Source organism: Blastococcus capsensis (assembly GCF_030165005.1).
GTDB lineage: Bacteria > Actinomycetota > Actinomycetes > Mycobacteriales > Geodermatophilaceae > Blastococcus > Blastococcus capsensis.
The window spans coordinates 99389-120506 of record NZ_JASNNW010000009.1 but is presented as its reverse complement, the minus strand read 5'-3'; the positions used below and the strand labels follow the sequence as shown (position 1 = coordinate 120506).

Here is a 21118-nt window from a genome sequence, read left to right as displayed (position 1 = left end):
GAGCGGGCGCGGCGGCCGGTGGGTGGTGGGCGGCGGGCACGGGGGTGTGCGGTACGTCCCCGGACCGCGGGTTGGGGTAGCCGGGGCGACGCTGGTAATCTTGCAGGCCGGTCCTGTGGCGCATGCCCGGACGCAGATCTTCAGCACCATTGTCAGAAGTACTCCCTCCTGTCGAGACACCGAGGCTCACGCGTGGCGAACATCAAGTCCCAGTTGAAGCGGATCAAGACCAACGAGAAGGCGCGCCAGCGCAACGTTGCCGTCAAGTCCGCCCTGAAGACGGCCGTCCGGCGCGTCCGCACGGCTGCCGATTCCGGGGACGCCGCCGCTGCGGCCACCGCCTACCAGGCCGCCGCCAGGCAGCTGGACAAGGCCGCCAGCAAGGGCGTCATCCACAAGAACCAGGCCGCCAACCGCAAGTCCGGTCTGGCGAAGCTGACGGCCGGCCTCTGAGCCACGCGGCGCTGGTGAGCTGACGCCGACTCGGCGCTCGGCTCACCCGATCCAACTCCCGACGAGCCCCCTCCCGCAGGGAGGGGGCTCGTCGCATCTCCGGGGCTCATGGCTGTCCGGGGCTCGGCCGTGTCCGCTGCCGGCGCGGTAGGCGCCCCGGCCGGTACGGGTCCGCCCGGCCGGTCCGGAGCGCGCTCCGTCCGGGCCGAGTCCGGCCGACGGTGCGGCTCAGCGCCGGGCGGGCGCGCGCCCTCCCCGGCCGGTCTCGGCCCGGATGGCGACGATGCGCCGGATCGCCCGCTCGAGCGCGTAGTCGGCGCTGGCGGCGACGCCCTTGACGTCGGCGTTCAGGTCGGCGGCCACGCCCAGCGCCTGCTGCAGCCCCTCGATGCTCCAGCCCCGCGCCTGGACCTGGGCCTTCTTGACCTTCCAGGGCGGCCTCCTGAGGGTGCGGGCGAGGTCGCCGGGGTTGCTGGAGCTCAGGGAAGCCACCCGGGCGGCGGTGCGCACGCCGTCGGCGATGGCGTCGGCGATCAGCACGTGCGCGACCCCGCGCTCCAGTGCCCAGCGCAGCATCTCGATGGAGCCCGCGCGGTCACCGGTCAGCACCCGCTCGGCGACGGTGAACCCGGTGACCTCCGCCTGCCCCCGGTGGAACCGGGCGACGTCGTCGGCATCGACGCTGCCGCCGAAGTCGGAGACGAGCTGGCCGGCGGCGGCCGACAGGGACCGGAGGTCGGCCCCGATGGCATCGACCAGCGCGGTGACCGCGTCGGGGGTGATCCGGCCGCCCAGCCGGCGCACCTCGTTGCGCACGAAGGCGATGCGGTCACCGACCGAGCTGACCTTCGGGCAGTCGTCGACCGCGGCTCCCGCGGACCTGAACGCCTTCACCAGGGCCTCGTTGCGCTTCCCGCCGGAGTGCACGACGACGAGCGTGAGGTCCGGGTCCGGGTCCTTGGCGTAGGCGGTGAGCGAGTCGGCCAGCGCACCGGCCGCCTCGTGCACCCCGGTGACCACCACCAGCCGGTGGCCGCCGAACAGCGACGGGGCGAGCACGTCGGCCAGCTGGCCCACCGGCAGGCCGAGCGCGGCCAGCTCGTGCACCTCGGCGTCGGGGTGGTGGGCGAGGACGGCGGAGCGGACGGCGCCGACCGCGCGGGACCGCAGCAGCTCCTCCTCGCCGATGACCACCCGCAGGCGCGACGTGGGCTCGACCGGGGCTGCAGGCACGGGTGCATGGTGCCATGCGCCGCCGACCGTTCCCGGCGGTCCGCCGGGGCGCCGGCGAGGGCACCGTCGGATGCGGCCAGGGGGCGGCCGGCCGCTCCGACGCCGCCTCCGCACCGCTGCTCCCCCGCGTGACCACGCCCCAGTCGCCCTTCTCCCCCACGACGGCGAGGTCGCCCTCCCGATCGGTGCGGTGCACCCGCATGCCGGCGCCGGCCAGCCAGCCCAGCAGCCGCGGCGCCGGATGGCCGTAGGAGTTGTCCGCCGCCACCGAGATCAGCGCGATCCGGGCGCCGGTCGCGGCGAGGAAGGCCGGATCGGCGTCCCCGCTGCCGTGGTGCGGCACCTTGAGCACGTCGGCGCGCAGATCGACCCCGTCGCGCCGCAGCCGCGTCTCCGAGTCGGCACCCAGGTCACCGGTCAGCAGCAGCCGCAGACCGCGCACCGTCACCCGCACGACGAGGGACAGGTCGTTGCTCTCCGCGGTGGCGGTGGCGCGCCGGGGATCGGGAGACAGGACGTCCACCACCACCCCGGACACGGTGCGCCGGTCACCGGGAACCAGGACGGCGCGGGTGCTGCCGGCCTGCCGCACGAGTTCGTCGACCGCCGGGGCGCGGTCGTCGCTGGGCGGCAGCGTCCCGCCGGCGACCTCTCCGACCGTCCGGCCGGTCAGAGCGCCGGCCAGCCCGCCGACGTGGTCGGCGTCGAGGTGCGAGAGCAGGACCAGCGGCAGCTCCTCGATGCCCAGCCGGTCCAGGCAGCGGTCGACCGCGGCCACGTCGGGGCCGGCGTCGACGAGGATCCCGCGCCCGGCTCCCACCGGCAGGACGAGCGCATCCCCCTGCCCGACGTCGCAGGCCACGAGCACCGCGCCGGCGGGCGGCCAGCCGTCCACGTGCTGGCGCACCGGCCAGGCGACGACGACCAGACCGATCAGGGCGGCCACGCCGAGGGGCCGCAGCCGCGGCAGGCGCCAGAGCGCCCAGCCCGTACCGAGCAGCACGCCGGCGAGGACACAGGCGCCCAGCGTTCCCCCCGGCCATCCGACGACCGCATCCGGGGCGGCCGCGGCGCGCTCGGCCACTCCGACGATCCAGCGCACGGGCCAGCCGGCGAGCCACACCAGCGCGTTCCCGAGCGAAGGCGACACCAGCCCCGCCGGGGCCGCGAGCAGCCCCAGCACGGTCGCCGGCATCACCGCGGGCACGGCCAGCAGGTTCGCCGGCACCGAGACCAGGCTGACGGTGCCGTTCAGCCCCGCGACGATCGGGGCCGTGGCCAGCCCGGCGGCGACACTCACCGAGAGGGCGTCGGCCGCCCACGCCGGCCAGCTCCGCGCCCGCAGCCGCCGGGCCCACGGCGGGGCCAGCAGCACGATGGCCGCGGTCGCCGTCACCGAGAGCGCGAAACCCGGGTCCCGCGCGAACTCCGGCACGGCCAACAGCAGCACGGTGACCGCGGCGCCCAGAGCCGGCAGCGCAGCCCGCGGGCGGCCGGAGGCGAGGGCGAGCAGCGCGACCCCGCCCATCACCCCTGCGCGCAGCACGCTCGCGCTGGGCCGGGCCAGGACGACGAAGCCCACCAGGGCCACCAGGGCCACACCGGCCTGCACCCGGCGGTCGACGGCACGCCGGCGGAGCGGGTGCAGCACGCAGGCGATCACGATCGCCACGTTGGCGCCCGAGACGGCGGTCAGGTGAGCCAGCCCCGCCCGCTGGAACTCCTCGTCGAGCACCTCGTCCATGCGGCGGGTGTCCCCGACCACCAGCCCCGGCAGCAGCCCACCGGCCCGGTGGTCGAGCACGCGCGCGGAGGCGCTCGCCAGCGACTCCCGCAGCGCGCCGGCCGCCCGCTGGACGGCGCCCGGGCCCTCGCCGCGTTCGGGTGGCCCGCGCGCGGAGAGCACCGCGACGACGTCCTCGCCCTTCTCCGGTGGCGCCACCCGGACGCGCACGCGGACCACCTGGCCGGGAAGCGCTCCGACCCAGCCATCGGCCGGCGCGAACACCACGACCGCATCCCGCAGCCGATGGACGGCGCCGCCGTCGGACAGGGAGGTGACCTCGGCGTCGAGCAGCACCCGCGGTCCGCCCGGGCCGGGCAGCCGCCGGGCGTCGCTGCGGACCGTCAGGGTGACCTCCGCCGTGGCACCGGACTCCGCGGCGGCACGGAGCGGCGAGCCCTCCCGTGCCGCGCCGCGCACCGCGGCGGCCCCGGAGGCGGCGGTGACCCCGGCGAGCACCACGAGCGCGATCGCCGCAGGTGCGCCCCGGCCTCGCACACCGACCACCGCGGCGGCCCCGAGCGCGCCGACTGCTCCGGCGGCGAGCAGGTGCGGCGCCAGGAAGGGGGCTGCGAGCCCCACTGCCCAGACCGCGGCGGCGACCGGCCACAGCCGCAGGTCGAGCCAGTGCCAGCGGCCGGGCGCCGGCGGACCGGCCGGCGGACGCCGGTCGCTCACACGGCCACCAGCTCGGCCAGCTCCGCCGCGATGGCCGGGCCGATGCCCGCGACGTCGTCGAGCTCGTCGACGCTGCGGAAGGGTCCGTGCCGGGTGCGGTGGTCGACGATCCGCTGGGCGAGCACCGGGCCGATTCCCGGCAGCGCGTCCAGGTCGGCGACCCCGGCGGTGTTGAGATCGACCCGACCTACCGGTCCCCCGTCGGCGGGACCGGCGACCCCGCCGACCGGAGAAGCCGCGGCCGGCACACCCACCGGGATCTGCTGCCCGTCGGTGACGAGCGCCGCCAGGTTCACCGAGGCCGGATCGGCATCCGGGAGGAGGCCACCGGCCGCGGCGACGGCATCGGCGACCCGTGCCCCCGGGGCGAGCGTGACCAGGCCGGGCCGCGCCACCTCGCCCACCACGGACACGACCACCGCCGAGGGGGCCGGAGGCGCCTCACCGGGTGGGGCGGAAGGCGAGGCCGGTACACCGGCGGAGGAGCCGGCGGCATCCGACGCGGCGGCGGCCGGTTCCACGCGCGGCCGCTCCAGCCAGGTCCAGCCGAGCACCACCAGGACGGTGGCGACCGCCGCCACCCACAGGGAGCGGGACCCGGCGGGGCCGGCACCCCAGCGGACCCCGACGCCCGGCGCGCGATGCCGGCCCACGCCCTGCGGCAGTCCGTCGTCGGCTCCCCCGTCCGAGAGGGCCACCGGTTCCTCGACCGGACCCGCCGGGGCCGGACACCCCTCGTCCGGCTGGTCCTCCGGGAGCCACCCGCCGACCGGGCCCTGCTCAGCGAGCAGCGCCCGCAGGCGGGCGCGGATGATGTCGGCGTCGTCGCCGCGGCGGGTGGTCAGGCGCACCCGGGCGACGCTAGGCAGCGCCGTCCGGCCGTGTGCCCGTCAGGACCAGGCTGTGGACGCCGGTCCCTCCTGTGGACGGCGGACCGCATCGGGCGTCCTCCCCGGTGCACGCTCGGTCCATGGGACCTCGCCGATCACTGCACCGCGGGATCGTCGCCCGCCGCGCCGTCCGCCGGCTGCGCGGGCGCAGGCACACCCGTGGAGACCACCACCCCGACGGACCCGGGCCCCACATGGGCCCCGATAGCGGCTCCCAGCTCGCTCACGTGCAGCTCCCGCAGGCCGGGCACCCGCTGACGGAGCTCGGTGACCAGCCGGTCGGCGCGCTCGGTCGCGGCGAGGTGGTGGACGGCGAGCGAGACCTCCCGCTCTCCCGCGTGGTCGACGACGTGCTGCACCAGCCGGCTCAGCGCCCGCGCCGACGTGCGCACCTTCTCCAGCGGCACGACCTTCCCGTCCACCACGTGGAGCACCGGCTTCACCGCGAGGGCCGACCCGAGGAAGGCGGCCGCGGAGCCGAGCCGCCCGCCCCGGCGCAGGTGCTCCAGGGTGTCCACGACGAACAGCGTGCGGGTGCCCTCGGCCGCCTCCCGCGCCACCCGCGCCACGGTGTCCCGGTCCGCGCCGGCCGCCGCCGCACGGGCGGCCGCGAGGACTGCGAACCCGGTGCCCATCGCCGCCGATCGCGAGTCCACCACGGAGACGATGTGCTCCCCGACCTGCGACGCGGCGACCCGGGCGGCGTCCCAGGTGCCGGACAGCTCCGCCGACAGGTGGATGGACACCAGCCGGTCGGCGCCGGCCTCCAGCGCGGCACGGTAGGCGGCCAGGAAGTCCCCCGGCGTGGGCCGCGACGTGGAGACCCGCTGGCCGCGCGACGACAGCGCCCTGGCCACGTCCGCCGACGAGATGTCCTCGCCCTCGCGGCCCGACCGGCCGGCCAGCACGACGTAGAGGGGGACGACGTGGATGCCGTACTCGTCGGCGAGTGCCCGGGGCAGGTAGGCCGTCGAATCGGTGAGGACGGCGACGCGCACGCGGCGAGGCTAGCCGTCGCCCCCGGCGAGAGGCCCGGCACCCGCCACGCGGGCGGACCGCTCAGCCCACGGCGTCGGCGTCCTGCGCGGGTCGGTTCCCGCCGTCGGCTGCGCCCACGCCCGGCGCCCGGTCGGCTCGGAGCCGCTCCGCGGGGGGCACGGAGAGGCCCTCCGGGAGCGGGCCGGCCGACGAGTTGTGCCGCACCAGCCGCCACCGGCCGCTCTGGCGCGCCAGCTCGCTCCAGGCGCAGTTGCCGAGCGGACCGAACACGCGCCGGTGGTCGGGGCCGAGTTCGAGCAGCAGCTCGAGCAACCGGCCGCTCGTGCCGCCATGGGTCACCACGACCGCCACGTCCACCGGCGGCAGCTCCACCAGGGCCGCGAGCACCCGATCGGCCACCGCCACGTGATCCTCGCCGCCACGGCCGCGCACCGGCCGGCCGGCCATCCAGTCGGCGTACTGCCCGGGGTACCGCTCGGCGACCTCCTCCCGGGTCAGCCCTTCCCATGCGCCCATGCCGTGCTCGCGCAGCCGGGCGTCCTGCCGCAACGGCACGTCGAGCAGGGCGGTCAGTGCTCGGGCGGTCTCCACGGCGCGCACCAGGTCACTGGAGATCACCGCCGTCGAGCGGCCCGCCAGTCCGGCCGCCACCAGGTGCGGTGCCGCCTGGGCTGCCTGTGCGCGGCCGACGTCGTCCAGCGGTGGGTCGAGCTGCCCCTGGAAACGGCCCGCCGCGTTCCACTCGGTCCGTCCGTGCCGCCAGACCACGAGTCGGGTCACCGGCAGCTCGGGCAGGGCCGGCGGGGTCACTGGCCGGTCGTCTCCGCGACGGACGGGGAGCCCGCGTCGGTCGAGCCCTCGGGGGCGGGGGCGGCCGCATCGACGAACGGGATGGTGGGACAGTCCTTCCAGAGCCGCTCGAGGGCGTAGTACGCCCGCTCCTCGGCGTGCTGCACGTGCACCACCACGTCGACGAAGTCCAGGAGCACCCAGCGCGCCTCGGCGACGCCCTCCCGGCGCACCGGCTTCACGCCGTGCTCCCGGAGCCGCTCCTCCACCTCGTCGACGATCGCCTGGACCTGCCGCTCGTTGGGGGCCGACGCGAGGACGAACGCGTCGGTGATGGCGAGTCGCTCGCTGACGTCGACGATCGAGACGTCGACGGCCAGCTTGTCCGCAGCCGCCTGGGCGGCGACGAGCGCGGTCTCCCGTGCTTCGGCCGAGGCGGTCATCGGGGTACCTCCTGGAGGTGAGAAGTCGTCGGTGATGGTGCAGCGCCGGTGCCCTCGGCGGTGTTCCCGGGCGCGTCGGGCGGGAGACGGTCGTACGTGGGTCGGTCGCCGGCCGGACGCCCGTCGGGAGCGGACGCGGGCCGCCGGGACGGCTGGCGGTAGAGCCCGCGCTTCTCGATGTACTGCACCACCCCGTCGGGGACGAGGTACCAGACGGGCATGCCTCTCCCCACGCGGGCGCGGCAGTCGCTGGAGCTGATGGCGAGGGCAGGGATCTCGACCAGGCTGACCCCGCCTTCGGGCAGGTGCGAATCGGCCAAGGTGTACCCGGGCCGCGTGACACCGATGAAGTGGGCCAGCTCGAAGCACCGGGCGCCGTCCCGCCAGGTCATGATCTGGGCCAGCGCGTCGGCGCCGGTGATGAAGAACAGCTCGGCGCCGGGCCGCTGGGCCTGCAGGTCGGTGAGGGTGTCGAACGTGTAGGTCGGTCCGCCGCGGTCGATGTCCACCCGGCTGACGGAGAACCGCGGGTTGGACGCTGTCGCGATGACCGTCATCAGGTAGCGGTCCTCCGCGGGGCTGACCGCCTGGTCGCTCTTCTGCCACGGCTCACCGGTGGGCACGAACACCACTTCGTCGAGACCGAACAGGCCCGCCACCTCGCTGGCGGCCACCAGGTGGCCGTGGTGGACGGGATCGAAGGTCCCGCCCATCACGCCGACTCGTCGTCCCGCCACCGTCCGAGCCTATCCGCAGGCCCCCGGAGCCGGCCCCGTGAGGACCGGGCCCCGGCCCGGCGGGCCGCCGTCCGGACCCGGGGGCCGGAGCGGCGGCGGCCGCTGCGACCGGCTCCCCCGTGCAGCCGGTCGCGATCCGGCCGCGGCGTCGCGGTCGGGCGGTGTCGACATGTCGACACCGCCGTGACCAACGGTTCCGAGCCCGATCGGTTACGGCCGCGCATGGGAACAGCGGGGTGCCGGGCGTCGCCGTGGCGCGTCGTCATGGCGACAGGTCGACAGGTTCCCGGGTTCGAGTACCGGCCGGTCGTCGATTCGCGGTGACCACGTCCCGATCCCGAGCAGGTCGTGGCCGGCCACGCCAGAGGTGCCCGGCGGCAAGCAGGCCCGTGGCCGCCGGCGCGAGAACGCGCCAGCGGCCACGGGTACTGCGCGTGCTCCGCGCGCCGACGGCTGGGGTCAGCCGTGCTCGGCGCGGCGGCGGACGACCACGGCGCCCGCGACGGCCGCACCGGCCAGAGCCGTGCCGCCGAGGAGGAACAGGCCCATCGACTCGACACCGGCGGTGCTGCCGCCGCCGGCGTCGACGCCGCCGACCGGCATCCGGGTCACCTTCCAGATGCCGCCGGTGCCCGGCTCATAGGCGTACGGGGGCTTGAGCTCCATGTCGATGTTCACGACGCCGTAGTCGACGATGTACATCGCGCCGTCCGGGCCGAACTGCACGTCGAACGGACGGGCGATGGGGTCGCCCTTCACGAACGGCGTGATCTCGCCGGTCTCGGTGTCGACCGCCACCACCTGGCGACCGACGTTCTCCTTGCGCAGCGGGTTGGTCGGCGGCGCGAGGTCCCCCCACTCGGCGACCATCATCTGCCCACCGAACTCCCCCCAGTCCTGCGGCGCGATGTCGGCCATGGACGGAGACGAGTTGACGGTGTGCCGTCCCAGGATCCACGCGGGATCGGGCGGGGTCAGGCCACTGGCCTCCACGTCGATCACCGATCCGAGGATCTTGCCCAGGGGCTCGTCGGTGCCGAGGAAGACCGGCACCTGGAACTCGTCCGGCGGCTCGAACTTCGGCTCGGTCAGCGGCTCACGGCTGGCGGAGTACTCGGGGATCCCGTACCAGCGGCCGGGCTCGATCCGCAGCGACGCGTCGATCTCGCCCTGCACCGGGCGGGACCCACGGATGTCGTAGCCGTTCTCGACGGCGAACATCTCGCCGTCCTCGGTCCAGGTGAGGCCGAGCAGGTTGCGGAAGCCCCAGGCGTGGGTCTCGATCGTCTCCTCGGCATTGTCCGGGTCGAAGGTCAGGATCGAGCCGCCGCACTTCTCCACGCCCTCGATCACCTGCCCGGGCTCGGTCGCGGTCCCGAACGGGACGTAGGCCCCCGTGAGCACCTTGTCGTCCGGGTCCTCGGTCAGGAAGTTCGGGGTCTCGAAGTTGTGCCCGGTGAGCACGATGTCCTCGCAGGGCGTGGTGTGCACGCCCGGGCTCTTCATGATCCAGGGAGCGGTCGAGGGACCCATCACCCCGGCGTTTCCGGCCGGTCCGACCGACACGTACATCCGGCCGTCCGGCCCGACGTCGATGTCGTTGATCTGGTGCTCCGCCTGGCTGTCGATGATCCCGTCGAACAGCAACTCCACCTCACCGTCGGGCGTCGCTCGCGACACCGCCCCGGTGAGGTCGTCGGCGCGGTGGGTGAAGTAGAAGGCGCCGTCGTGCCACTTCAGGCCGACCAGCGCAGGCTCGATCGCCTCGTCGAGCTCGATGACCGGCGTCGCCTGCCCGTTCGCGACCTCGAGGATCCGGATGGGCGCGAGCTGCTCGGGGAAGAGCCCGCTGCCGGCCTCGCCCACGTACATGCGCCCTTCGTCGTCCCAGGTCAGGGAGCTGGGCAGCTGCAGCCCGCCGACGACCTGCTCGATCTGGTACCCCTCGGGCAGGTCGAACTCACCACCCGCCGGCGACGCGGGCGCCGCCGCCGCCCCCGTCGCGCCTACGCTGCTCGCCGTACCCAGCAACCCCAGCGCCACTGCGGCGCTGAACCTTCTCGTCACGGTCCTGCTCATGTCGGACATAGCGCTCCTGCTTCCGTGGACCGTCGCTGGTCAGGGACGAGCCACCTCGACACCGGCCAGTGGGTTCACGGCCGGTTCGGCGCCTGCCCGCCGGCCCACACCAGAAAACCGGTCGCTGTGACGTGTCACACGACCGCAAGATTCGTCACGGAACGCAAGGAGCTGTGCCGCCGTGGTGTGGACAGGGCCTGCAGCAGAAGGGGACGGCGGCGTACCGCCGCGGAGATCGGCCGACGGAGCCTTCCGCCGCCACAGCAGCGGAGGGGTCACCGAGGAAAGCCGTTGAGCCGCAGGAGGAGGTCCCGCACGTCGGTGGCGGCCATGCGGTCGCGGGTGAGGGATGGGTCCGAGCAGAGCAGGACCGGGCCGTCCCGGGGGTCGTCGGGCAGCCGGCCGTGCGAGCCGCGGACCGGGGACGGGTCCAGCGGCACCACGTCCATGGTGTAGCGGAAGCCGAGCTTCTTGCGGGCCAGGGCGAGCCCGGCGCGGGCCTTGACCAGCGGGTCGGCGGGGTCGAGGAAGAGCTCGGCGGGGTCGTAGCCGGGTTTGCGGTGGATCTCGACCAGCTTGGCGAAGTCGGGGGCGCGGTCGTCGTCGAGCCAGTAGTAGTAGGTGAACCAGGCGTCCGGCGCGGCGACCGCGACCAGTTCCCCGGACCTCTCGTGGTCCAGCCCGGCCCGGCGCTTGCCCTCGGCGTCGAGCACCTCGGCCACACCCTCGAGCTCGGCCAGCAGCGCGGCGACCCGGGGGACGTCCTGCTCGTCCCGGACGTAGACGTGCGCGATCTGGTGGTCGGCGACGGCGAAGGCACGCGAGGCCATCGGGTCGAGGTACTCCATGCCCTGCTGGGTGTGCACCTCCAGCAATCCCTCGCGGCGCAGGGCCCGGTTGATGTCGACCGGGCGGGCGGCGTCGGTGATGCCGTACTCGGAGAGCACGACGACGGCCGCGCCGCGGTCCCGCGCCTCGCCGATCAGCCCGGCGAGCACCGCGTCGAGCTCCCGGGCCGCCGCGATCGCCTCCGGACCGGTGGGCCCGTGCCGCTGCAGCGCGTAGTCCAGGTGCGGCACGTAGGTGAGCAGCAGGTCCGGCTGCCGGGTGCGCTGCACCAGCTGCGCGGCCTGGGCGATCCACTGCGAGGAGGCGATCCCTGCCGTCGGGCCCCAGTAGTTGAAGAGGGGAAAGGTGCCGAGTTCGGACTCCAGCTGGTCGTGCAGCTCCGGCGGGCGGATGTAGAAGTCCGGGTCCTTGCGGCCGTCGGCGTGGTAGACCGGCCGCGGCGTGGCCGTGACGTCGGCGCGGGCGCCCATGGCGTACCACCAGAACAGGTTCGCCGTCCGGTGCTCCGGATCCAGGCGGCGGGCGGTGTCCCAGATCCGCTCGGCCTGCACGAGGCGGTCGTGCTGGCGCCAGAGCAGCACGTCGCCGAGGTCGCGGAAGTACCAGCCGTTGCCGACGATGCCGTGCTCGCGGGGCAGCGTCCCGGTCAGCAGGGTCGCCTGCGCACTGCACGTGACCGCCGGCAGGACCGTGCCGAGCTCGGCGGCGAACCCGTCGTCGGCCACGGCTCGTACCGCGGGCATGTGCTCGAGCAAGCGCGGGGTCAGCCCCACCACGTCGAGCACCACCACCGGGCGACGGCTCATTCCTCCTCCTTCGTCCAGCCGAGCGAGCGGAGCCGCCCGGCCACGTACCGCAGTTCCTCGGCGAGCGCGGAGACCAGCGAGTCGTCGCCGGCCGGCCGCCGGTCGGGCGGCAGGACCGTCCAGGTGTAGGTCTCCAGCTCCAGGTGCCGGGTCAGCACCCGGCCCGGCCCGACCAGCTGCTGCAGCGCCGTCTCCAGCTCGGACCGGGTGGTGCCCAGCGGCGGGAGGGCCGCGGCCTGCAGCGGCGCGTGGAAGTGCACCCGCCACTCCGCGTCGACGGGGACGGCGCCGGCGAGGGCCTCGCCCAAGTCGTCCGCGCGCGCCCGGATTCCGCCGTCCCCGCCGGCGCGGGTCTGGTGCAGGAAGCGGGCCTCGTCGAACCCGGCGAGCGCCGCCCGGACCGCAGGGTCGTCCGGATCCTCCGCCCGCAGCGCGCTGGACACCTGCACCTTGGCCACCAGCGTGCCGCGTTCCTGGAGCGCGGCGATCGCCGCGACCGGGTCCTCGAACTCGACGGCGAGGTGGCACAGGTCCACGCAGATCCCGACGTGCGGCCGGCCGACCCGCTCCGCGACCGCCGCCGCCTCGGCCGTGGTCTCCACCCGGCAGCCGGGCTCGGGCTCGATCGCCAGGAGGATCCGCTTCCCGGTCTCCTCCTCGAGGGCGGCCAGCGCGTCGCCGACCGCGCGGAGGTTGGCGATCGCTGCGACGTCGGCAGCGTCGTCCCACGGCTCCCGCCAGCCCAGCGGGAGCGTGGAGATCGAGCCGGTCGCGACGTCGTCGGGCAGCAGCCGGGCCAGGATGCGGGCGAGGTCGAGGGTCCACGTGACGCGGGCGTCCTCGGTCCAGTCCGGGCGGTAGACGCGGTGCTTGACGACCTCCTCCTGGAACCCCTGGTACGGAAAGCCGTTCAGGGTGACCACCTCGAGGCCGAGCTCGTCGAGCACCTCCCGCAGGCGGGCGCAGGCCGCCGGGTCGGCGAGCTCGGTCGCCGCGGTGCGCGGCAGCCACAGGCCCACGCCCAGCCGCGGCCATGTCAGCTCGGCGCGGACCCCCGCCGCCAGCCGGCGTAGCTGGTCGACGATCCCGGCGACGTCCTCGGCCGGGTGGACGTTCGTGCAGTACCCGAGGTGGATCGGCCCGTCCCCGGCGCGGCTCAGCCGCATGTCAGGACCCGGCCGGGGCGCCGCGCAGGATGCTGTTGCCGGCGAAGGTCGCCGCGGCGTCGGGCGCCGGCTCGTCGAGCTCCAGCCGCCCGCTCCGGCCGAAGAACTCGACCGGGTTGCGCCAGACGACCTTGTCGACGTCGTCGGCGTCGAACCCGGCGGCCGTCATCGCATCGGCCACCTTGCGCACCCGCAGCGGATCGCTGCGGCCCCAGTCCGCGGCCGAGTTCACCAGGATCCGGTCGGTGCCGTACTGCTGCAGGATCCGCACCATCCGGTCGACGTCCATCTTGGTGTCCGGGTAGACCGAGAAGCCGGCCCAGTAGCCGGAGTCGAGGGTGTCCTCGACGGTCAGCTCGTTGTTGTGGTCGATGACCGCCATCTCGCCGGGCACGCCGGCCGCGCGCAGCAGGTCGATGCTGCGCCGGGTGCCGGCGGCCTTGTCCCGGTGCGGGGTGTGCACCAGCAGCGGCAGCCGGTGTTCCTGGCCCATCGCGACCTGTTCCTCGAAGGCGGCGTCCTCGTCGGGGGTGGCCGAGTCGTAGCCGACCTCGCCGACGGCCACGACGCCGTCCTTGGCGAGGAACCGCGGCAGGATGCTCAGCACCTCCGTGCGCAGGCCGGGGTCGTTGGCCTCCTTGGGGTTGAGCGCGATGGTGCAGTGGTGCCGGATGCCGAACTGGCTCGCGCGGAACCGTTCCCAGCCGAGCAGCGACTGGAAGTAGTCGACGAAGCTGCCCACCGACGTCCGCGGCTGACCGAGCCAGAACGCCGGCTCGACGATGGCCCGGACCCCGGCCGCATACATCGCCTCGTAGTCGTCGGTGGTCCGTGAGCTCATGTGGATGTGCGGATCGAAGATGCGCATCAGGTCTCCTGTCCTCGTCGGGACGCCAGCGCGGCTCGTGCCGCGGCGCGGCGCTCCGGTACCGGGTGCTCCTGCTCGGCCTCGATCCGGGCGAGCGTGTCCTCGGGCGGGAACCGTTCGATCAGCGGCCAGACGTCCTCGGGGACGGGCCGCCCGGCGGCGATCCGCTCGTGCGCGAGCTCGGCCAGCATTCGCGACAGCCGGGGGGTGGCGCGCTCGGCCAGGCCGGGGAGCCCGGTCAGGGGAACCTCCTGGAAGACGCACTTGAGCACCGACTGGGCGACCGCCTCGTCGTCGAGGTGCGCCAGCGCCCACGGCCCCAGGGAGGCCGCGACCAGCCGCCGGTCGTTGGAGCGCGACGCCGCCGCCACCAGCTCGGCGGCCCCGGGCACGGGTGGCAGCAGGTGCAGCGAGCGGACGACGGCCCGCTGCTCGTCGGCGTCGCCGTAGCCGAACAGGTCGGGCACCTGCTCGCCGGCCGCGTCGCCCAGCGTGATCAGCAGCAGCGCACGCGCGGCGTCGTCGGCCGTCCACCCGGTGGGTGGATCGCCGGCCAGCAGCCGGCGGCCCACGGACCGCCCGGCGGCGGGAAAGGCCGTCTGGACGACGCGAGGATCCTTCCGGACCGCGGCCTCCGCCCCGGCGAGCCAGGCCCGGCCCGCCGGCTCCAGCTCCCGGTCCAGCAGCTGCCGGAGCTCGTCGCCGGTCATGCCACGCCCCGGGTCGCGCCGGCACGCTCCTCGGCCGACCGCAGGAACCGGATGGACGCCTCGGCCAGGTCCGGGCCCGCATGGCTGTGACGGGGCAGCTCCACACCCACGAGGCCGGAGTAGCCGACCTCGCGCAGCGCGGCCAGCACGGGCGGCACGTCGAGCTCTCCCTCACCGAACGGGAGGTGCTCGTGCACTCCGCGGCGCATGTCCTCGATCTGCACGTTGACCAGCCGGCCGGCGACCCGGCGCACGCAGTCGACCACCGGGTCGTCCTCGATGCACAGGCAGTGCCCCAGATCGAGGGTGATTCCCAGGCCGGCGGGGTCCCCCAGCTCGGCGGCGAGCCGTTCGAACCCGGTGATCCGGTCGACGAGCATGCCCGGCTCCGGCTCGAACCCGAGCCGGACGCCGTGCATCTCGGCATGGGGCAGCAACCCGGCCACCTCTTCCGTCAGCCGGGCCCAGGCCGTCGCGGGTGCCGTTCCCGCGGGCAGCGAACCGGACCAGAACGAGACCACCGAGGCTCCCAGGTTCGCGGCGATCTCGACGGCCCGCTGCAGGAACTCCCGGCGTAGCCGGGGATCCTCATCGAGCAGCGTCGGACGGTGCTTGCGGCGGGGGTCGAGGACATAGCGGCCGCCGGTCTCGACGACCACGGCGAGGCCGCGGGCCCGGAGCTGCTGCGCGACCCGTTGGACGTCCGCGTCCGACGTGGGGGAGAAGGGATCCAGGTGGTGCACGTCCAGGGTCAGCGCCACCCCGTCGTAGCCGAGATCGGCGAGCAGGTCCACGGCCTCGGGCAGCCGGTTGTCGGCCAGCCCGTTGGTCCCGTAGGCGAACCGCAGGGGCGCGGTCACGTCGTCGCCACCCGCCGGCCGAGCCGGCCGGCCAGCGGGTGCAGGGCGGCCACCGCCAGCCCGGTCCCGATGCGTCCGCGCGCGGCGATCAGCGCGCCGTCCAGGATCGGGAAGGCGCGGATCCCCCGGGCGACGAACTGCTGGAGCCGGGCGGCCGAGGGCATGCGGGTCGCGGCCAGCGCGGCGCCGCCCACGTCGACCGCGTAGCGGGCCACGCAGGCGAGCGCGACGGCGCGAGCCGCAGGCGCGTCCGTCGTTCTCCAGGCCCGCGCCGCCGTCATCCCGGCCAGGATGCCGGTGGCCGCACCCGCGGCCCGCCCCAGCGCAGGGGAAGCGCCGCCGACCTCCGACCGGCTGACCACCGTCAGGATGCCGGTGTGGGCGCCCACGGTGAGCGCGTCGGCCAACGCCCGCCGGGCGCCGTGCCCGCCGGCGCCGGCCAGGACGTTGAGCGACCGGGCCGCGGCCATCGCGACCGGCCCGGCCATCGTGTCCTTGAGGACGAGGTCGTAGGACCAGGCCACCGCCACCAGCGGCCCGAACACCGCCAGGGTGTCCCGTCCTCCCGCCGAACCTGCCGCGAGCAGGCCGGCGCCGGTCAGCCCGGCCGCGACTCCGAACGCGGAGGCGGGCGATATCCGGCCGGACGGGATCGGGCGTCCGGGGCGTTCCCGCGCGTCGACGTCCCGGTCGGCCCAGTCGTTGAGGGCCATACCGGCGAGGTAGACGCTGGCGGAGGCGAACACCGTCCCGGCCGTCGCGCGCGGCTCGCGCCGTCCCGCCGCCGCGGCGCCGGCCAGGACGTCGCCGGGGATGCTGAGCACGGCAGGTAGCCGTACCAGCTCGATGAGCGGCCCGGCAGCCCAGCGGGTCACCGGCCGCCCCCGAGGCCCTCGGCCCAGCGCACCAGCGTGGCGAACTGCTGCTCCACACCGTGGGTCGGCACCCGGCCGAGCGGATCCTTGAAGAAGAAGGCCAGTTCCGGGACCGGCCCGGACAGGCCGGCCCCGTGCGCGTGCGCGAGGAGATGGGCGAGGTCCAGGACCAGCGGCGCCGCCAGCGCGGAGTCGCACCCCTCCCAGGTCACCTGCATCCGCATCCGGGTACCGAGGAATCCCTCGAAGCTGACGTGGTCCCACGAGGTCTTCCAGTCGCCCATGTCCGGGACGTTGTCGATGTGCAGCGGCGCGACGACGTCGTAGCCGAGCAGAGCGCCCAGGACGCCGGACTTGGAGTCGAGCTTGGAGGCGGCGTGCGCGGGGTCGGCCAGGGTCTCGCCGTCCCCGCCCCCCAGCAGGTTGGTACCGCTCCAGGACCGCACGGTGAGGTTGCGGGTGGCGAACATCGGGGCGAGCGCAGTCCGGAGCAGGGTCTCCCCCGTCTTGCCGTCGGAGCCCGCGTACGGCAGGCCGCGTTCCTGGGCCAGCTCGTCCAGGGCCGGCAGGCGCGCCCCGGTGGACGGCGTGAAGGACACGTGCGGGCAGCCGGCCTCGAAGGCCGCCATGGCGTACAGGGAGCTCGGCGGAAGGACGTCCTCCCCCCGTTCGAGCGCCCGGCGGAGCCCGGCCAGGTCCCGGTGGGCCGGGTGGGCCGGTACGGGCGCCTCGGTGGAGGAGACGTCGACCACGACGACGCGGTCGAGCCCGTGGCGGTTCCGGAACGTGCGCAGGTCTGCGACGAGCCGCTCCAGTGCGACCGATGGTGGCGTTCCGGCGCCGGGAGCCGCCAGGATCTCCGCGTCGACCCGGTCGAGCTGCTCGGTCACTGCACGGACGGCGCCCTGCGGCAGCACGCCACCGTCCGTGAGGATCTCCGCGCGCTTCTGCAGCGGGACGGTCGCGATGTCGTGGCCGCCGAACACCACGTCCGTGGCGCGGCCCAGACCCGCCTGCTGGAACGGTTCGAGCGCCGTCACGAAGCCCGTCTGCGGCGACAGCCCGGCCTCGACGAGCGCCGCCCCCACGATCGCCGTCGTGGCCACCGAGCCGCGCCCGCCGATGAGCCATAGTCCGGTCCGACTTCTGCGATCCGGCTGCGGGGCGGTATGCATTGTCCCAGACTGACCTCTATCGGGCTTCGCTAAACCGATCCCGGCCGTGACCAGGCCCTGCGCCGGTGACCAGCCGCCGCCACGTGCCCCGGGAAGGTGCCGCGCGGCCGGCTCGGCGGATCCACGCGCCGGGTCGCGGCAGGGGCCGTGCCGGCCGGACTCGAGACCATGCTCAGGCATCAGCTCAGGTCCGCGAAGACGATCGTGTTGTTCAGGTAGCTGCGCGCGGTCCGGTCGAAGGGGCCTCCGCAGGTGATGAGACGCAGCGTCGGCCCAGGAGTGGTGCCGTAGACGGCCTCGGTCGGGAACTCGTCCTTCGGCACCTCCTGGGTGCCGGTCACCCGGTAGGACACCGACTCACCGCCCTCGACGGTGAGGACGATCTCGTCGCCGACCTCGAGGTCCCGCAGCCGGTGGAAGACGGCCGGACCCTGGTAGGAGTCGACGTGGCCGACCACGACCGTCGGTCCCGCCTCACCGGGCTCGGCTCCGCCTTCCCACCAGCCGGCGGCCGAGAAGTCGTCGGGCACCTCCAGGTGGCCGTCGGCATCGAGCCCGAGCGGCACGACTCGTGCGTCGACGTCGATCGCGTCGACGCGCACACCCACCGGCGGAGCCGAGGGCACGCCGGCAGGCGGGTGCTCGAGGATGGGCTGGGCGCGTTCGAGGGGCGAGCTGCGCGGGTTCCCGTCGGTCGTGTCGCGCCGGCCGTCCGGCTCGGCGACCGGTGCGGTGGCCGCCGGAAGAGGCGTGTGGACCGAGGCGTCGGGAAGGCCGGGAGGCAGCAGGAGGAGGACACCGGCAACGGCGAGGACCACGGCCATCCCGAACAGGAGCGCCGAAGACCACGGTCTCCGGAATCGCTCCTCCTGCTGCTTCAGCATCGCCGGGTCAGCGCGTCGCAGTGCGACGGCGCGTGACGCCGATGCCCGCCAACAGGGCCGCCCCGCCCAGCGCAGCGATCCCGGCCACCGTGCTGACGGTGTCGTCCTCGGCGGCACCCCCGGCACCGGCGGCGACGCCCCCGGCCGGAGCCGGTGCGATGGCCACGCGGATGACCTGGCCGACCTCCGGGTAGACCTGCGGCTGCCCCTCGATCTCCGCCACGGGCAGGACGACGGAATCCTCGGCGGTACCGAAGTCCGGCTGCGGCTGCATGGGCTTGGTGGCAGGCCCGAAGAACGGCTCGTTCACCTCGGTGCCCGCGTCGTACGTCGCGATCGCGCTGGTCACGTCCGCGCTGACGGGGTTGCCGCCGGAGTCGAACAGCTCGATGCCGTCGGCGGGGCCGTAGAAGGCGTCGTTGGACGGGACGAACATCGTCGCCAGCGTGAGCTTCTCGCCCGGCGACGCCGTGACGGTGAAAGAAGTGCTCATGCCGGGCTCCAAAGCCTTCTTCGGTCCCTGCGGATCGGCGAAGGTGCCACTGTCACTCACCATCGGCGCGTCCTTGAACTGCTGGGCCAGCTGCATCGGGAAGCCGTCCTCGGCGATGTTCTCCAGCCCCTCCCCACCGAGGGGCTGGGTTGCCTCGGCGCCGACCGTGAACGCCGGGTTGTCCTGACCGGAGTAGACGGCGAACGCACCGGGCGAAAGCGGGATCGGCATCGGCCCTTGCGGGGTCTCCACCTTCGTCCCGGTCTGCTTCGTGACGTTGGTGACCTCCACTCGGAACGTCGTCTCCCCGTCGGCGGCCAGCGCCGACGCCGGCGCCATCGCAGCGGCGCTGACGAGCGTCGCAGCGCCCGCTCCTGCAAGTTTCCTCAACACTTGGTCTCCTCTGGGTCGATTGGTCGAGCGGCGGCTGTCGCCTGACGGATCCGCCGCTCGGTCACCGGCGCCTTGGCGACGCCCCTGCTCAGAACAGCAGCGCCCGCAGATCACCGCTCGCGAGGTGCGGGTTTCGTCACACGGCTGACAACTTCTCCCCCCGATCCCGGCACAGTCGGCAGCAGGAGCGGCATATCCGTTCGACGTCCCAGAGGGCGCGTGGCCGCTCGCGCGAGGATGCGCCAGCGGCCACGGGGACTGCGCGCAGCCCTCCGGGGATCGGCTTCGTCAGCGCGTCGCGGTGCGACGACGCGCGATCCCCACGCCCACCAGCGCGGTCGCCCCGGCCAGCGCGGCGACCCCGGCCACCGTGGCCGCGGTACCGTCGTCGGCGGCACCCCCGGCGCCGGCCGCGACACCGCCGCGAGGGACTGTGACCATGCCATCGGTGCCGGCCGGGACGATCCGCTCGATGCGACCACTGCCCTCGTGCGGGGATCCCATCACGTAGAGCTCGCCGTGCGCGTCCTCGGCGAAGGCCGTCAGCGAGAACCCGAGCTCGTTGTTCTCGGAACCGGCGATCCTGAGCTGGCGCGCCGGATCCTCGGCGGAGTGGACGAGCAGCTTGCCGCCGTGGTGGTCGCCGAAGACGTACTGCCCCTGCAGGGCCGGCTGGTCCGGGCCGCGGTAGACGTAACCGCCGATGACCGCCACACCCCACTCGTGGTCGTACTGGGCGACCGGGTCCACCAGCTCCGGCGGAACCGGCTGTACGGGCTCCTCGACGACCGTGCCGCTGCCCTGCTCGAAACCGCGGGGGGCGAACCAGAAGGCGCCCTCACGGACGTTCCAGCCGTAGTTGCCGCCGCGCTGGATCACGTCGATCTCCTCGACGTCGCCCTGCCCGACGTCACCGACCCAGTAGTCACCGGTCGCGCGGTCGATCGACCCCTGGAAGGGGTTGCGCAGGCCGTAGGCCCAGATCTCGCCCAGGGCTCCGTCGACGCCGACGAACGGGTTGTCCGCGGGGACGCCGTACTCCCCGTGCGGGGCGCCGCGCCCGTCGACGTCGATGCGGAGGATCTTGCCCAGCGGGACGCTCAGATCCTGGGCGTTGCCGCCGTCCAGGTGCCCGGCGATCGGCCCGAGGGTGTAGGTGCCGTCGTCGTCGGGGTCGATCCACCAGAGCTGCTCGTTCTGGTCGTCGGCGCCACCGCCGTCACCGAGGTGGACGTAGAGCATCCCGTCCGGTCCGAAGAGGAGCTCTCCTCCGTTGTGGTTCCACTGCGGCTCGGCGATGCTGAACAGCACCCGTGAGCTGTCCACGTCGAGGCTCGGCGTACCGTCCGCGGACCTCTGGACCGTCCACTCCCGTAGCACGGCGCGGTGGTCGGCGCGCTCGCCGGGCGGCAGTGTCGAGGGGAAGGTCGGCTCGCCGCTGTCCGACGGCTCGGAGGTGTGCGTGTAGAGCAGGCCGTTGCTCTCGAAGTCCGGGTGGAAGGCCACCCCCAGGAAGCCGCGCTCGTCGGGGACGTGGTGCGCTCCGCTCTCGATGGTCAGCCCGACCGGCACCAGCAGGCCGGACAGGTCCGCGACCATCGTCTTGCTGCCGTCCCGCACATCCACCCGCCACAGCGGGCCGAACTGGTCGGAGACGTACAGGGCGTCCGGGTCACCGGGCGCGACGGCGCTGTTCGTCGGCTTCTTGAAACCCTCGGCCACCAACTCGACCCCCACCTGGAGATCGCTCAACGGTGGTGGCGGAAGCGGATCCTCGATCGGTTGCAGGCCGTCGGTCGCAGCCGGCGTCTGCGGGGCGTCACCCGCTGGTTCTTCTGGGTGGGCAGCGGCTCCTGCGCTCTCCGTCGCGTGGTGCCCGTCCTCGCCGGCCGACGGCGGGCTGTGCGTGTCAGCGGCTGCCACACCCGCACCGCTCGCCGCACTCAGCAGCGCGA

General features: G+C 74.5%; 18 protein-coding genes and 1 pseudogene. 1 reads left to right on the top strand and 18 read right to left on the bottom strand.

Going from position 1 to position 21118, the window contains the following annotated elements; translation table 11 throughout:
- Window positions 1-192: 192 nt before the first annotated feature.
- The gene (rpsT, locus tag QOZ86_RS09860) at window positions 193-453 is read left to right on the top strand and encodes a 30S ribosomal protein S20 (RefSeq protein ID WP_284491789.1); all 261 of its coding nucleotides are present in this window, start codon (window positions 193-195) and stop codon (window positions 451-453) included.
- A gap of 228 nt (window positions 454-681) precedes the next feature.
- Here the strand turns inward: rpsT and holA are convergent, their stop codons facing one another.
- The 18 genes and pseudogenes from holA to QOZ86_RS09770 form a co-directional block, all read right to left on the bottom strand.
- Window positions 682-1647, bottom strand: a complete 966-nt coding sequence (holA, locus tag QOZ86_RS09855; protein ID WP_348637963.1) for a DNA polymerase III subunit delta — start codon at window positions 1645-1647, stop codon at window positions 682-684.
- A 376-nt stretch (window positions 1648-2023) separates the two neighbouring features.
- Window positions 2024-3451: pseudogene (locus QOZ86_RS21000) on the bottom strand (ComEC/Rec2 family competence protein); the annotation flags it as partial.
- 692 nt (window positions 3452-4143) lie between these two features.
- Complete coding sequence (locus tag QOZ86_RS09845) at window positions 4144-4998, bottom strand: ComEA family DNA-binding protein (RefSeq protein WP_284491786.1); 855 nt, start codon at window positions 4996-4998, stop codon at window positions 4144-4146.
- Between the two features lie 134 nt (window positions 4999-5132).
- A complete protein-coding gene (locus tag QOZ86_RS09840; RefSeq protein ID WP_284491785.1) occupies window positions 5133-6035 on the bottom strand; it encodes a DegV family protein in 903 nt (300 codons plus the stop codon).
- A 61-nt stretch (window positions 6036-6096) separates the two neighbouring features.
- Window positions 6097-6846 (bottom strand): histidine phosphatase family protein, encoded by a 750-nt coding sequence (locus QOZ86_RS09835; RefSeq protein ID WP_284491784.1) that lies wholly within the window; start codon window positions 6844-6846, stop codon window positions 6097-6099.
- A complete protein-coding gene (gene rsfS, locus QOZ86_RS09830; protein ID WP_284491783.1) occupies window positions 6843-7268 on the bottom strand; it encodes a ribosome silencing factor in 426 nt (141 codons plus the stop codon). The genes QOZ86_RS09835 and rsfS overlap by 4 nt, the downstream gene beginning before the upstream one ends.
- Window positions 7265-8005: a nicotinate-nucleotide adenylyltransferase gene (nadD, locus tag QOZ86_RS09825; protein ID WP_284491782.1), complete on the bottom strand. Its 741-nt coding sequence runs from the start codon at window positions 8003-8005 to the stop codon at window positions 7265-7267. Before nadD ends, rsfS begins: the two co-directional genes overlap by 4 nt.
- 459 nt (window positions 8006-8464) lie before the next feature.
- Window positions 8465-10084 (bottom strand): PQQ-dependent sugar dehydrogenase, encoded by a 1620-nt coding sequence (locus QOZ86_RS09820; RefSeq protein ID WP_284491781.1) that lies wholly within the window; start codon window positions 10082-10084, stop codon window positions 8465-8467.
- A gap of 275 nt (window positions 10085-10359) precedes the next feature.
- Window positions 10360-11739: an alkaline phosphatase family protein gene (locus QOZ86_RS09815; RefSeq protein WP_284491780.1), complete on the bottom strand. Its 1380-nt coding sequence runs from the start codon at window positions 11737-11739 to the stop codon at window positions 10360-10362.
- Window positions 11736-12905, bottom strand: a complete 1170-nt coding sequence (gene eboE, locus QOZ86_RS09810; protein ID WP_284491779.1) for a metabolite traffic protein EboE — start codon at window positions 12903-12905, stop codon at window positions 11736-11738. Before eboE ends, QOZ86_RS09815 begins: the two co-directional genes overlap by 4 nt.
- A 1-nt stretch (window position 12906) precedes the next feature.
- Window positions 12907-13773: a TatD family hydrolase gene (locus QOZ86_RS09805; RefSeq protein WP_284491778.1), complete on the bottom strand. Its 867-nt coding sequence runs from the start codon at window positions 13771-13773 to the stop codon at window positions 12907-12909.
- Window positions 13773-14483, bottom strand: a complete 711-nt coding sequence (locus tag QOZ86_RS09800) for an EboA domain-containing protein (protein ID WP_284491777.1) — start codon at window positions 14481-14483, stop codon at window positions 13773-13775. The genes QOZ86_RS09805 and QOZ86_RS09800 overlap by 1 nt, the downstream gene beginning before the upstream one ends.
- Window positions 14480-15343, bottom strand: coding sequence for a sugar phosphate isomerase/epimerase family protein (locus QOZ86_RS09795; RefSeq protein ID WP_284491776.1), 864 nt, complete (start codon window positions 15341-15343; stop codon window positions 14480-14482). Before QOZ86_RS09795 ends, QOZ86_RS09800 begins: the two co-directional genes overlap by 4 nt.
- Window positions 15340-16218 (bottom strand): SCO3242 family prenyltransferase, encoded by an 879-nt coding sequence (locus tag QOZ86_RS09790; RefSeq protein WP_284491775.1) that lies wholly within the window; start codon window positions 16216-16218, stop codon window positions 15340-15342. Before QOZ86_RS09790 ends, QOZ86_RS09795 begins: the two co-directional genes overlap by 4 nt.
- The gene (locus QOZ86_RS09785; RefSeq protein ID WP_284491774.1) at window positions 16215-17393 is read right to left on the bottom strand and encodes an inositol-3-phosphate synthase; all 1179 of its coding nucleotides are present in this window, start codon (window positions 17391-17393) and stop codon (window positions 16215-16217) included. Before QOZ86_RS09785 ends, QOZ86_RS09790 begins: the two co-directional genes overlap by 4 nt.
- A gap of 179 nt (window positions 17394-17572) precedes the next feature.
- Window positions 17573-18277: a class F sortase gene (locus tag QOZ86_RS09780; RefSeq protein ID WP_284491773.1), complete on the bottom strand. Its 705-nt coding sequence runs from the start codon at window positions 18275-18277 to the stop codon at window positions 17573-17575.
- 7 nt (window positions 18278-18284) lie between these two features.
- Window positions 18285-19163 carry a spondin domain-containing protein gene (locus QOZ86_RS09775; RefSeq protein ID WP_284491772.1) on the bottom strand — a complete coding sequence of 293 codons (879 nt, stop codon included), beginning with the start codon at window positions 19161-19163 and terminating at the stop codon, window positions 18285-18287.
- Between the two features lie 288 nt (window positions 19164-19451).
- Complete coding sequence (locus QOZ86_RS09770) at window positions 19452-20915, bottom strand: PQQ-dependent sugar dehydrogenase (RefSeq protein WP_284491771.1); 1464 nt, start codon at window positions 20913-20915, stop codon at window positions 19452-19454.
- Between the last annotated feature and the right edge of the window lie 203 nt (window positions 20916-21118).